General features: G+C 54.0%; 11 protein-coding genes. 3 read left to right on the top strand and 8 right to left on the bottom strand.

The genetic code is table 11. The features are described 5' to 3' along the window. Positions 1-240 precede the first annotated feature (240 nt). Positions 241-3,225, bottom strand: coding sequence for an ABC transporter transmembrane domain-containing protein (locus tag FAP39_RS12445; protein WP_246059124.1), 2,985 nt, complete (start codon positions 3,223-3,225; stop codon positions 241-243). 274 nt (positions 3,226-3,499) lie between these two features. On the opposite strand from FAP39_RS12445, the gene FAP39_RS12440 reads away from it, so the two are divergent. Further along, positions 3,500-3,880 (top strand): DUF3307 domain-containing protein, encoded by a 381-nt coding sequence (locus FAP39_RS12440; protein ID WP_138016725.1) that lies wholly within the window; start codon positions 3,500-3,502, stop codon positions 3,878-3,880. A gap of 9 nt (positions 3,881-3,889) precedes the next feature. Here the strand turns inward: FAP39_RS12440 and FAP39_RS12435 are convergent, their stop codons facing one another. The 4 genes from FAP39_RS12435 to FAP39_RS12420 form a co-directional block, all read right to left on the bottom strand. Further along, entirely contained in the window at positions 3,890-4,516 is a 627-nt protein-coding gene (locus FAP39_RS12435) for a MaoC family dehydratase (protein ID WP_171006845.1), read from the bottom strand. Positions 4,517-4,683: 167 nt separating this feature from the next. Further along, a complete protein-coding gene (locus FAP39_RS12430; RefSeq protein ID WP_138016723.1) occupies positions 4,684-5,895 on the bottom strand; it encodes a beta-ketoacyl-[acyl-carrier-protein] synthase family protein in 1,212 nt (403 codons plus the stop codon). After that, a complete protein-coding gene (locus FAP39_RS12425) occupies positions 5,892-6,164 on the bottom strand; it encodes a phosphopantetheine-binding protein (protein ID WP_138016722.1) in 273 nt (90 codons plus the stop codon). Before FAP39_RS12425 ends, FAP39_RS12430 begins: the two co-directional genes overlap by 4 nt. 179 nt (positions 6,165-6,343) lie before the next feature. Beyond that, positions 6,344-6,736: a rhodanese-like domain-containing protein gene (locus tag FAP39_RS12420; RefSeq protein WP_138016721.1), complete on the bottom strand. Its 393-nt coding sequence runs from the start codon at positions 6,734-6,736 to the stop codon at positions 6,344-6,346. A 176-nt stretch (positions 6,737-6,912) separates the two neighbouring features. Between FAP39_RS12420 and FAP39_RS12415 the strand changes: the two genes are divergently transcribed. Both FAP39_RS12415 and lepA read left to right on the top strand, forming a co-directional pair. After that, a complete protein-coding gene (locus FAP39_RS12415) occupies positions 6,913-7,050 on the top strand; it encodes an entericidin A/B family lipoprotein (RefSeq protein ID WP_138016720.1) in 138 nt (45 codons plus the stop codon). Between the two features lie 333 nt (positions 7,051-7,383). Continuing rightward, positions 7,384-9,183, top strand: a complete 1,800-nt coding sequence (gene lepA, locus FAP39_RS12410; RefSeq protein ID WP_138016730.1) for a translation elongation factor 4 — start codon at positions 7,384-7,386, stop codon at positions 9,181-9,183. A 68-nt stretch (positions 9,184-9,251) separates the two neighbouring features. On the opposite strand, the gene arsJ is transcribed toward lepA, so the two are convergent. The 3 genes from arsJ to arsB all read right to left on the bottom strand — a co-directional run bounded on the left by arsJ (position 9,252) and on the right by arsB (position 12,641). Further along, positions 9,252-10,499 (bottom strand): organoarsenical effux MFS transporter ArsJ, encoded by a 1,248-nt coding sequence (arsJ, locus tag FAP39_RS12405; protein WP_138016729.1) that lies wholly within the window; start codon positions 10,497-10,499, stop codon positions 9,252-9,254. A gap of 69 nt (positions 10,500-10,568) precedes the next feature. Then, the gene (locus tag FAP39_RS12400) at positions 10,569-11,579 is read right to left on the bottom strand and encodes an ArsJ-associated glyceraldehyde-3-phosphate dehydrogenase (RefSeq protein WP_138016719.1); all 1,011 of its coding nucleotides are present in this window, start codon (positions 11,577-11,579) and stop codon (positions 10,569-10,571) included. 12 nt (positions 11,580-11,591) lie between these two features. Further along, the gene (gene arsB / locus FAP39_RS12395) at positions 11,592-12,641 is read right to left on the bottom strand and encodes an ACR3 family arsenite efflux transporter (RefSeq protein WP_138016718.1); all 1,050 of its coding nucleotides are present in this window, start codon (positions 12,639-12,641) and stop codon (positions 11,592-11,594) included. Positions 12,642-12,649: the final 8 nt, after the last annotated feature.

The following is a 12,649-nucleotide window of genomic DNA, read 5'->3' as shown; positions in this document are numbered from 1 at the left end:
GTCTCCGCTCGTCCGGTAGAGGGGGTTCTAGTGTTAACTCAAAGAACCCGCAAGCGCTTTTTACAAGTTTCTTACAAAAAGTTCGTCCAGTTGAAGAAAACCCAATAAATGCAGGGAAATTGGGCAATTTCATGCGCATCATTTCCTCTATCGCAGCGTCGCGTTGAGCATCTCGCCCCCGATTTTCTACGCGATTCCCACGAATCTCGCTCGAAACGCCCATAAACCTCGCGGAATCGCTTACGATTGATCCGAGTCGGAGTCAGATTGTCCCTTCCCAATGTAACCAGCGAGCACCTGCATGATCTTAAACGCGGTGCTGGCATCGTTTTCGACAACGGCCAAGAACTCTTCCTCACCAAGACGCAAAGCTTTGAGGTCGGATTGAGCCATCATCCCAAGGGCGCGCGTCTCACGTCTGATCAACGCCAGCTCTCCAACAAGCGTGCCCGGTCCGGCTACGGCAACCAACTGGCGCGCCCCTCCCTGATCTTGATGATACAGTTCTGCGGTTCCCTCTAGAATGAGGTAAGCGCCATCCGAGGCGCCGTCTCCCATTTTGAAAATGGTCCCGCCTGCTGCTGCCTCGAACCACTGCGCGCCAAACGCCAGAAGGCGAAGCTGCTTACGCTCAAGCCCGGAAAACAGATCGGTCGCGAGCAGCGCGCGCATTTTTTGCCGCAAGTCCACGCTAGCAGCGCTGTCTTCTGCGCCGGTCCCAAAAGATTGACTGTCTTTGAGGCGCCCATGTTCGATCTCAAACAGCCGATCAAACTCTTCGGGCTGCTTATGCGCTTCTTCCAAGAGCACGATGGTTGCCTTGGGGAGGAGGTGCCGCAGATTTCGCGTGATCCGGCTCACCTCTTGAGGTGTATAGCCCGCCATACAGCCATCAAGGATCAAAATATCCGGACGCTTGATCACCGCACGGCTGATCGAGAGCGGCTCGGCAAATGCTTTGGGCAGTCCAGCACCGCCCAATCCGGTCGAAATGGCAAAGATAAGTTCGGCCACAAGGGGCTTGAGCCCCTCGTCGATCAACACTTGTGCAACGATATCCCGAATGGCATCGGTCTTCGCGGTGCTCGAAAAAGGCAGGGTCCCGTAGATCGCATTTTCCAACACCGACAAGCCGGGCGCAAAATGGTCTTCTTCCAGAGGTGCAAAATGATCATCCAACCAGCCCGCAAGTTGGGCGCGTTGCTGGTGGCGCAGCTCCAGTATGACCTCGCGGAGTTCGTCTGAAATAACTGGTCCGATCTGTTCCGAGGAAATTTCAAAAGGCAGCGTCAATAGTTGCAGTTGCTCGTCTTTGCTCAACGCATCCAAGCCACGTTCACGTGCCTTAACCGCCAGATCAACTTTGGACTTAAAGACATCCGCATCAAGACCAAGGCGCTGGAACAAAGGATGGTCTGTGCCATCGACGCCAAAGGTCAAGTTCAGCATCTCAACGACTTCTTGAGACAAACGCAGCATCCCATTGACCAGAGACAACTCTGTCAGCACGTCCATAAACGCACGAACCGTATCTTCACCCACCGTTTCCAACGGTCGGCGCGGTGTCGCGAAAAACACGTTTGCGGCCACGGGAAGGGCGGGATTGTAGCGATCCACGTCAAACCGATAATACGCTTCGCTGAGGTCGGCCTGTTCAAGTTTAGCTCGAATCGTCGGGCGGAGCTGGATCAAGCGTTCAGCAAGTTCAGGCTGGGACACTTCGTCAAAGGTTTGCTCGAGGCCCCGATGAAACAATGTATTGCCAGAGCCGATGGCATCCATGATCTCAAGCCACCAATCTCGCAACCCTTCACGTGTTTCCACATTTGCCAAGGTCGGATCGACCCAATCCGCCAAAAAGCTGTCTTGGCTATTGCCAGACTTCTCGCATTCCTCCGCGCGGCGCTGTTCTTTGCGGCGCCTGACTTCGGGGATGTCAAAAGAAGTGACCGGCCGCTGTCGCAGCGGCATCATGACGTTCTCACCAAAGGTGCCCTGAAATAGATAGGGATCACGTTCTGCCAGACCTACCCGCGCGGACAGGGTGATTTGGTGCAGCTCATTGATATCCTGATCATTGATCAGAACCTTGCCCGACGTTGGCAGCATCTCGCGCGTTAACAGATCCGCAAGCGCTTTGCGCTCTTCAAAATCAGCGGCGGCAAATCCAATCAGCTGCCCAGCAGGCAGCGTGACGTCAATGTCTTCGAGAACGGCGTCCCCATCTTGATCGCGCACGATCACACGATCCAATCGAATATCGCCATCAAGATGCGGAATGACCTCGGGCTTAGTGTCAAACAGCGCCTCATCCACCATTCCCGGCGGGTCGAACCGCTCGTAGATCAGCTCCCAGCGCAATGACAGATCCTGAACGCGGTTATAATAGTTCAACAACTCTTTCCATGGAGAAGACAAATCCTTGTACGCAGCCAATGCCGCCACAAGCGCCCCAAGAGACACCTCGCCCCAGATCACCAACATCCCCCCAACAAGATAGAAAAAGAACGGCGTCAGTTGGGTGATGAAGTTGTTGAGAAACTTCATAAAGAATTTTTTCTTATAGATCGTCAGACGGATATCAAACAACGTCCCCAACCGTCTGGTGATCCGTGCAAGCCGATACCGCCAGCCAGAATGCGTTCTAAGAGTCGCGGCCCCTGTCGCACTTTCACCGATTTCACCAGCCAATTTGCGTACTTCTTGGATGCGGTCTTTGTTGTGGAGATTGATCTGTCTTTGCAACTTGGGGATCACCCACGCCTGCAGGGGAATCAGCGCCACTGCCGCCAAACCAAACCAGACACTTTGCAGAAACAGAAACGAAAGAATCGTAATCATCTGTCCGGCCTGAAGCACAGGCAGACTGATTGCATCCCCCATCATCCCGCCCATTGGTTCGGCTTCGGACGTAATCATCGACACCATCTCACCCTGAGAGGTGCGGCGCAAATAGGGCTGGGGAAATCTGAGAATGCGGGAAATTAGCCGAAATCGAAGGCGCCGCAACATCCGTTCAGACACGATGCCTTTCTTGGTGTTGATGCGCATTTTGGTCAGACCATGCGCCAAAACAGACACAAGGAACATCACACACAACACAATCAGGAATGTCACCTGATCCAGTTCGTAATCCATAACGTCTACAAACGGTTGATCCGAAGATATTGCGTCATTGATGATCCGCTTGGGCAACTCAAGCGTCAAATAGAGCAGAGGAAACAAACAAGCCGTCCAGATCAAAAGGATGATTTGATCTTTTTTCGAGTACTTCCAGATAAAGGAAAAAAGCGTGCGTTCTATTGCGTCGGCCCCCGCCAGCTCTCCGTAGAAAACCGTTCTGTCAATTTCTTCTACAAAGCTAGCAACGAAATGCCGAAAATTTCAATGATTCCCCCTACGTCACCCACGCTTCAACCGACTTCAGGTCTATTCAAGATTTGCTCGACGCAAATTTTGACGCTAGGCTTGATGAGAGACGAGGGGAAAAGAGGGAACGATGGAAACATCCATTGCCATATTGGTGTTTTTTGCGCTGCTTCAAGTCAAACACCTATTTGCGGATTTTTATTTCCAGACCGCCACGATGCTGGAGGGTCGAGAAAACTATTTTCACAAGGGCCGCTGCATTCACGCGACCATTCATATCTTGTGCACCATCCCCGTCCTTTTGCTCATGGGCACCACAGCAAGCGGAATCATCCTGTTGTGCGTCTTGGAATGGATCATTCATTTTCATATTGATTGGGCCAAAGCCCGATATACGCTGGACAGACAGTTAACGCCGCAAGATGCGGGTTTTTGGCATGCCATGGGTGCGGACCAGGCTCTGCATCACTTCACATATATTGGAATGGTCTGGCTCTGGCTAAATCTCTAGCGCACAGCGTTAGGCGCAGTCCAATGCGGTGTCAGCTATGGCCGCAATCAATCCGGCTTCCGTCACAACGATACATCGCGCGACCACAACACGGCTTTGGTCGTCAAATTTGCGCGGCGTCACCGCAAAACGTACAGTTTCCCCCAAAAAGACCGGTGCCATAAACCGCACCTTCATTTCCGAGATCGCAGCCAATGGCCAAATGTCAGACAGCACGTACTCGGCAACGCCAGCAATCTGCATACCGGGCACAACCACATTCGAAAATCCGGCACGTTTGGCAGCCTGAACATCTGTGTGTATCGGGTTTTCATCGTGCATCAGACGCACGTAATCTGCGATCTGTTGGGAGTTGAATGCCCGCGATGTGCGCCATTGGGTTTCAGCCGTATCCAAATGCGTCGGAAACGCGCTGCCTTTGAATGTCGACACAGTTTCCGAACTGACAAAGCGCAACCGGGTTTGCATCTCGCCAACTGCCCCGCATGCATCGCTCAGCGAGAAGTCAAACTGCACCCCAGATGTGCTTGCCTTTTGTACAATTTTGATCGTGACCGGTGTATCGAGTTGATACGCGCCAGTGCGCCGAAACACCTGACTCTCGTGCAGCACCGACATCCCCTCAGGCGGCGCCATCGCCCGCATTAAAGGGGCAACAACCGCGTGCCCAAGCAAACTAGCCGGCGCAACGAGCGGAGCGGCGGCTCCTGATTTTGTGGATTGTGCCAAATGCGCCAGAGAGCTGCGCAAAGTCTTGCACGTTTCGAATCGCACACCGTCAGAAACGGTAATCACATCACAGGTCATTCAAATGTTTTAACCACCAGCGTCGCATTGATGCCGCCAAATGCCAACGAATTGGACATCACAGCCTTGGTCGAAATCGGCTTGGACACGTTCGGAACCGGCTCTAGACCAATTTTTGGATCTATCTCATTAAAATTGATTGTCGGCGGTGCGATCTGCTCCCTGAGCGCATTCAAGGCAACAATCAACTCCAACGCGCCTGCACTTCCTAGGCAATGACCGTGAATTGGTTTCGTGGACGACACCTCAAGTCCAGACAGGTCATCGCCAAAGACACCCCGCAATGCGGTGGCTTCGGTAATGTCGTTGGCCACGGTACCCGTACCATGGGCATTCACATATCCTATGTCTTCGGGCCCAAGCCCCGCATCTGCCAAAGCAAGCTGCATGCACGCAACTGCGCGATCGGAATTCGGGCGCAAAAGATCGCCAGCATCTGAATTGGTGCCAAAGCCAGCAATCTCGCACAGAATCTCTGCGCCACGTGCTTGGGCGCTTTCAAGCGTTTCCAAAACCAGAACGGCGGCACCTTCGCCAAGCGTCATTCCGTTGCGATCTTTGGAGAACGGCCTGTTTTTGCCAGCGGTCATCACCCGCAACAATTCCCATACACGGAACACGCCGGCTACGACGCTGACTTCTGATCCTCCGACCAGACACCGATCCATTGCCCCTGCGCGCAACAACTGAACACCCAGCCCGATGGCCTGACTCCCGGACGAACAGGCGGTCGACGGACAGTATACTGGCCCCGTCGCACCGAACTCCATTGAAACCCAAGACGCAGCGGCGTTGTTCATGATCTTGGGAATGGCCATTGGATCGAGCCGCATCTTCCGCTCTTTTCCAAAAGACATGTAATTTTGATCCAGCGTCGTGCCGCCACCAAAACCAGAGCCGATCACAACCCCGCATCTATCTCCGAAATCACCAGTATCGAGGCCTGCTTGGCCGACGGCTTCTCTGGCGGCGAGAATAGCCCAAGTCGCGAAGGGGTCGCGCATTCGGTGCGGGCCCATAATGTCGTCAACTTTCGCACGATCTTCGACGCTTAATACTGCGGCTTCACTCACACGTTGGTTTTCTATGTCTTCAAACGTGACGGGTTTGACGCCGCTTATTCCGTCTCGCGCGGCGTGCCACAGAGCTTGCGCCCCAATACCACAGGACGATACTGCGCCCTGCCCTGTCACAACAATGCGCTTCACTCTTGGTTTTCTTTCTGATGCTCTTCGATCTTGGTTTTGGCAAGTGTCAGAATGTCTTGAACTGTTTCGACATCCGCCAGATCGTTATCCACTGAGATATAGACGCCATATTCTTCCTCGAGCGCCATAAGGATCATCACAAAGTCGGCGGATTGGATATCAAGGTCTTCAAGCCGCTTTTCAGGCGAAATGTCCGAGAGCTCAACCATGCCTTCGCGGGCCACAAGCTCCAAAAGGTTTTGTGTAAGATCGTCCTGCGCATCTGTCATATCATCTAGTCCAGCTTAATCGGTTGTATGTTGGATACGAGATATTGCTCGCCCGTTAGACCCGATCTTATGTCCCCGAGCAGGAATATTCCAGCGCGAAGATCGCGACAAAAGTCCGACAAGACGCAGCGTCCGATGCCAAACTGAGATCCTGCTCTGATGCCTGAGGAAACAAGAAGTTACATGCCCGGATCAACGGGCTCGGATGCAGGGCCACCGCCATCTTTCCAATCTTGTAATCCGCCCAGATTAAACACCTCGGCATAGCCCATATCCTTAAGCAGTTTTCCCGCCAGCGCGGCCCGCCCCCCAGAGGCACAATGCACGATCACAGGACGATCAAACCGCATTTCCGGATCATGGAACTGTGTGGCCGGGTCGGCACGAAACTCTAACATTCCTCGTGGAATATGGTGGCTGCCCGCAGCACGGCCGTTCATCTGCAACTCCGGTGCATCGCGAATATCAAGCAACAACGCCCCCTCCGCCATTTTCGCTTGGGCGTCGGCGGTCGAAATCTTGGGCACAGCCGCATGAGCGGCCTCAAGCATGGATGCAGCGGTCAAAAGCATGAGATATCTTTCTTCGTCAGATCAGGTCTTCCTCAACCTAGGAGAGCGGGCTGCATTTGAAAAGGCTTGGCTTGGAGCGCCTGCAACATATTGCCAAGGTTTTTGCTCGCACACTTGTCATTTCGCCCATGGTCGGAATACTAAACATCAAAGACACACTCATGGCGGAGCCCACAATGACACGCGTACTAATAATTGGCCTGGCAGTTTTGACACTCGCCGCTTGCGAAACCACCAAAGGCGCTGGAAAAGATATCCAGAAAGCTGGCGATGCAATCACCGAAGCTGCGACCGACGTACAAAAAACGTTGTAAGCCCGCAGTTGCTCTGAAAAACCAAAACGGCACCCGCCTCCGGCGTTGGTGCCGTTTGAGCGATTTGTGGAACGAGCCTCCCAAACGTGACTATGTGGCGTCAGCACGCAAATCCCAACAGGACGCTCTCATAGTTCTTTTAGTCAAGTCGTTTCACACGAGTACATCTCCGAGCGGAGATGGCCGCGCCCCACTAATATAGTCCAGCTTGGGGCAATATTTTGATATCGGATGCAAGGAATTTCAGGTTTCTCTTGCACGCATAGAATCTAAATTCTCTGCGAAACACGGCCCATCTTGACCAACCTGTCATTTCCAACCATATCCCAAGCCATGACTGACCTGAACAAAATCCGCAATTTCTCCATCGTCGCGCACATCGACCATGGCAAATCCACCCTTGCTGACCGGCTCATCCAAGAGACGGGCACAGTCAAGGAACGCGATATGCAAGCGCAGCTTTTGGATAGTATGGATATCGAGCGCGAGCGCGGAATCACCATTAAGGCCAACACGGTCCGGATCGATTACGCCGCTGACGACGGCGAAACCTATGTGCTCAACCTCATCGACACCCCCGGTCACGTCGACTTTGCCTATGAAGTCTCCCGCTCGATGCGTGCGGTCGAAGGCTCTCTTCTGGTGGTGGACAGCTCGCAAGGCGTCGAAGCCCAAACGCTGGCCAACGTATATCACGCCATCGAGGCAGATCATGAAATTGTGCCTGTGCTGAACAAGATCGATTTGCCTGCGGCAGACTGTGACCGTGTGGCCGAGCAGATCGAAGACGTCATTGGTATCGACGCTAGCGGCGCCATTCAGGTATCGGCGAAAACCGGTCAGGGCATTCATGAAACACTCGAGGCAATCGTCAAGGAACTGCCCGCGCCCACCGGAACATTGGATGCGCCCCTTAAGGCGATGCTGGTCGACAGCTGGTACGACAGCTATCTTGGCGTGATCGTTCTGGTGCGGATCATGGATGGCGTTTTGAAAAAAGGCATGAAAGTAAAATTCATGTCCAACAACACCCTGCATCACGTGGATCGCATTGGCGTCTTCCGCCCTGAAATGCAGATGATCGACAGCCTCGGCCCGGGCGAAATCGGATTTCTGACAGCCTCCATCAAACAGGTGCGCGACACCCGCGTTGGCGATACCATCACCAATGAACGCAATGGCACACCAGAAGCGCTTGATGGGTTTAAGCCCGCACAGCCCGTGGTGTTCTGTGGTCTCTTCCCTGTTGATTCCGCAGAATTCGAAGACCTGCGCGACGCGATCGACAAGCTGGCCCTGAACGATGCGTCCTTTAGCTTCGAGATGGAAACATCCGCCGCATTGGGCTTTGGCTTCCGCTGTGGGTTCCTTGGGTTGCTGCATCTCGAAGTGATCCGCGACCGGATTGAGCGCGAGTATAACATCGAGCTCATCACCACAGCACCTTCGGTTGTGTATCATATTCATATGCGCGACGGCACCATGCGAGAGCTGCACAACCCGGCGGACATGCCCGATCTGACCCACGTCGATCATCTCGAAGAGCCCCGCATCAAGGCGACGATTCTTGTCCCCGACGAATACCTCGGTGACGTTCTTAAGCTGTGCCAAGATCGCCGCGGCATCCAAGAAGACCTGACCTATGCTGGATCACGCGCCATGGTCGTCTATGATCTGCCGTTGAACGAGGTTGTGTTCGACTTTTATGATCGCCTGAAATCCGTCACCAAAGGCTATGCGTCATTTGATTATCAAATGATCGGATACCGCGAGGACAACCTTGTGAAGATGTCCGTGCTGGTCAACGATGAACCTGTGGATGCCCTGTCTATGATGGTGCATCGGGATCGCGCCGAAATGCGTGGCCGTGCGATGGTCGAAAAGCTCAAGGACCTGATCCCGCGCCACATGTTCAAAATCCCGATCCAAGCGGCCATCGGTGGCAAAGTCATCGCCCGCGAGACCCTGTCCGCGATGCGCAAAGACGTGACTGCAAAATGTTACGGCGGGGATGCGTCACGTAAGCGCAAACTGTTGGACAAGCAGAAAGCGGGTAAGAAAAAGATGCGCCAGTTCGGCAAAGTCGACATCCCTCAAGAAGCGTTCATCTCAGCGCTGAAAATGGACAGCTAAGAGCCCCTCTAAATCCAGAGCGGCTCTTACCACGCGTCATGTTTTTACCTTGACGTCAATCGACATGTCTAAGACGCGGGCTCACGCAGCCTGTTGGCGGCGAGGGTTGATGCCCCAGCCATAAGAGCCGCTGTCAGCAGACAGGCGGGAAGCCCTCCAATCTGATAGCTTAAGCCCGACAAAAGCGTGCCGATCAAACGCCCTGCGGCATTGGACATATAATAGAAACCAACGTCCATCGTGACGCGTTCGCCCGTGGTGAACGCAAGGATCAGATAGCTGTGCACTGACGAGTTCACCGCAAACACAAATCCAAATGCCAAAAGACCGACCACCACAATCAACGTCAAATGTGGCACATCCATCCAAACAGCACCCGCCAAAACCATGGGGATCAAAGTCAGTATCCCAACCCAGAGCACAGCCTTGCCGACAATTTCGTCAGTCGTGCTTGTGGCCGCATGCAACATCTTTGGCGCAAACCCCTGCACCACCCCGTACAAAATGATCCAAAGCGCCATAAAACTGCCGATGACAAAGAACGCCGTTCGGTTTCCTTCCTCGCTTCCATCCGACAAAATCGCATAGAAATAGATCGGGATACCCACCACAAACCAGACGTCTCGCGCCCCAAACAAAAACATGCGCGCCAGTGATAAGCGGTTGATATTTGGGTCTTTGGAAAACACCTGTGAAAACTTGGCCGATCTTTTGCCTTGTGGCAGGCCAGCGGGCATAAACATCACCACGCCCGCTAAGATAACCGCCAAGACCACTGCCATGACCCACACCGACGTGACAAACCCCCAAAGCCCCAAGAGCACGGTTCCCAACAGAAATCCCAACCCCTTGATGGCGTTTTTTGAGCCTGTGAGGATCGCAACCCACTTGAACAATGCGCCATCACCGGATGGGGCCAAAATCTTGACAGCGGATTTGGCCGACATCTTGGCAAGGTCTTTGGCCACCCCTGACAGACCTTGAACGCCCATCACAAACACCACCGATGCGCTTAGGCCCCATGCCGGATCCAGTTGTGACAGCGCAACAAGGGCCACAATTTGCAACCCAAGCCCCGCATACAGCGTAGACGTCAAGCCAAACCGCGCAGCCAACCATCCCGCAGACAGATTGGTGACGACGCCCATCACTTCATAGAGCACAAACAGATAGGCCAGCTGCACCGGCGAGAAGCCCAATGTATGAAAGTGCAGCAGCACCAACATTCTGAGCGCCCCATCCGTTAACATAAACGCCCAATACGCGGCGGTCACAGTCATATAGGCCGCAAGGCCTTCGGGTTTTCTTTGAGACATTTGTGTCATGACATTCTCGGAGCTAAGCGGGGGCGACGGCAGCGCGGGGCGGCGCCATCACCCACAAGACTAAAGGCTGGCCACCACCATGCGTGTCACATCCGCAAGGCGCCACGCATAGCCCCATTCGTTATCGTACCACGCATAGATTTTGACATGCCGACCATTCACCACTCGTGTCGAGAGCGCATCAACAACGGTCGACCGATCGTCATTGGTAAAGTCACACGACACAAGGGGGCGCGTTTCATATCCAAGAATGCCCTCCAGCTCGTTCTGGGCTGCGGCCTCGAACAACGCATTCACTTCTTGCGCCGTGGTGTCGCGACTGACGTCGATCACGATATCCGTCAGTGACGCATTCAACAGCGGCACCCGTACAGCATGCCCGTCAATCCGTCCTTCAAGATCAGGAAAAATCTGGATGATCGCCTTGGCCGATCCCGTGGTGGTCGGGATGAGCGAATTCAACGCCGAGCGCGCACGCCGGGCGTCTTTGTGCACCTTGTCCACAATGGTCTGGGTGTTTGTGACATTATGGATCGTGGTAAAGCTGGCCTGCTCAATACCCAGATGCGCGCGGATCACCTGCACCACAGGCGCAATACAGTTGGTCGTACAAGACGCGGCTGTCACCACACGGTGCGCAGCAGGATCATAAATATCGTGGTTCACCCCATAGACGATGTTGGCGGCGTCATCCTCTTTGACAGGGGCAGACACCACGACCTTTTTCACGCCCGCATCAAAATACGGCTGCAACTTGGCATTCGTTTTGAAAGCCCCCGTACAATCCACAACCAGATCGACGCCCAGCTCGGCCAAAGGCAAATCCTGTAGATCGCGTGTCGTCGTAAAGCGCATGTCGACACCATCAATCGAAATGCTGTCTTGCGTATGCGCAAAATCCGCATGCCAGCGCCCGTGGACCGTATCAAATTCAAGCAGATGGGCATGCAGGGCGGCGTCGCCAGCGGCATCATTCAACAGAACGATTTCGGCTTCCAGACCGAGATCAATAAAGCTGCGGATCACCAGCTTGCCCATACGGCCAAGGCCATTAATTGCGATTTTAGTCATTTACGTAATCCTTCAAGAGGGGAACCAACCGCGCGTGCGGTTGGCAAAAGCAACAAGAGACAGCATGACGGGCACCTCGACGAGAACTCCCACGACGGTGGCAAGAGCCGCGCCAGACCCAAGGCCAAACAAAGAGATCGCCACGGCAACAGCCAGTTCAAAAAAGTTGGACGTGCCGATCAGCGCACAAGGCGCGGCCACATTAAACGGAACCTTCCAAAGCCGCGCTGCACCATAGGCCAAAAAGAAGATCCCATAAGATTGGATAAGCAACGGAATGGCGATCAGAACAATCACCAACGGCTGTGCCAGGATCACCTTGCCCTGAAAGCCAAACAACAACACAACCGTGAGCAATAGGCCAATCACGGATGCCGGACGCATCTTATCCTTGAACCTGTCCACGGCGGGCTCTCCACCGCGTTTCATCAACGAACGGCGCACCACCAGCCCTGCGCCAAGTGGCAATGCCACATACAACACCACCGACAGAACAAGGGTTCCCCATGGTACCGTGATATTGCTGACCCCAAGCAAAAGCGCCACAATCGGCGCAAATGCAAACACCATAACCACATCATTGACGCTAACTTGGACCAGCGTATAGGTCGCATCGCCGCGCGTCAGGTTGGACCAAACGAACACCATTGCCGTACACGGTGCAGCCCCCAACAGAATGACCCCGGCAAGATAGGCCAGCGCATCGTCCGCAGGAATAAGATCAGCAAATACAAATTGAAAAAACAGAACGCCGAGGGCTGCCATAGAAAACGGCTTGATGAGCCAGTTGACCACCAAGGTAATCACGATGCCCTTTGGCCGGTCACCGATATGGGACAGGGCCGCAAAATCAACCCCGACCATCATCGGAAAGACCATGGCCCAAATCAAGACGGCGACTGGTAAATTGACCGAAGCAATCTCTAGCGCGGCAAGTGCCTGAAACAGGTCAGGCACCATCCACCCGAGGATCAAGCCAGCAAAGATTGCCAGCGCGACCCACAGGGAAAGATATCTCTCGAACGTGCCCAAACCGGCGTCGGCCAATGATGTCTCGGTCATACGTTAAC

Origin of the sequence: Shimia litoralis (assembly GCF_005518135.1) — a bacterium.
Classification (GTDB): Bacteria; Pseudomonadota; Alphaproteobacteria; order Rhodobacterales; family Rhodobacteraceae; genus Shimia_E; species Shimia_E litoralis.
This window is presented reverse-complemented; position numbering and strand designations above follow the sequence as displayed.

Coding starts and splice junctions, on each gene's coding strand:
- FAP39_RS12440 (WP_138016725.1), top strand. CDS start 3,500: ATGGAAACATCCATTGCCATATTGGTGTTTTTTGCGCTGCTTCAAGTC.
- FAP39_RS12435 (WP_171006845.1), bottom strand. CDS start 4,516: ATGGCGCCGCCTGAGGGGATGTCGGTGCTGCACGAGAGTCAGGTGTTT.
- FAP39_RS12425 (WP_138016722.1), bottom strand. CDS start 6,164: ATGACAGATGCGCAGGACGATCTTACACAAAACCTTTTGGAGCTTGTG.
- FAP39_RS12420 (WP_138016721.1), bottom strand. CDS start 6,736: ATGCTTTTGACCGCTGCATCCATGCTTGAGGCCGCTCATGCGGCTGTG.
- FAP39_RS12415 (WP_138016720.1), top strand. CDS start 6,913: ATGACACGCGTACTAATAATTGGCCTGGCAGTTTTGACACTCGCCGCT.
- lepA (WP_138016730.1), top strand. CDS start 7,384: ATGACTGACCTGAACAAAATCCGCAATTTCTCCATCGTCGCGCACATC.
- arsJ (WP_138016729.1), bottom strand. CDS start 10,499: ATGTCTCAAAGAAAACCCGAAGGCCTTGCGGCCTATATGACTGTGACC.
- FAP39_RS12400 (WP_138016719.1), bottom strand. CDS start 11,579: ATGACTAAAATCGCAATTAATGGCCTTGGCCGTATGGGCAAGCTGGTG.
- arsB (WP_138016718.1), bottom strand. CDS start 12,641: ATGACCGAGACATCATTGGCCGACGCCGGTTTGGGCACGTTCGAGAGA.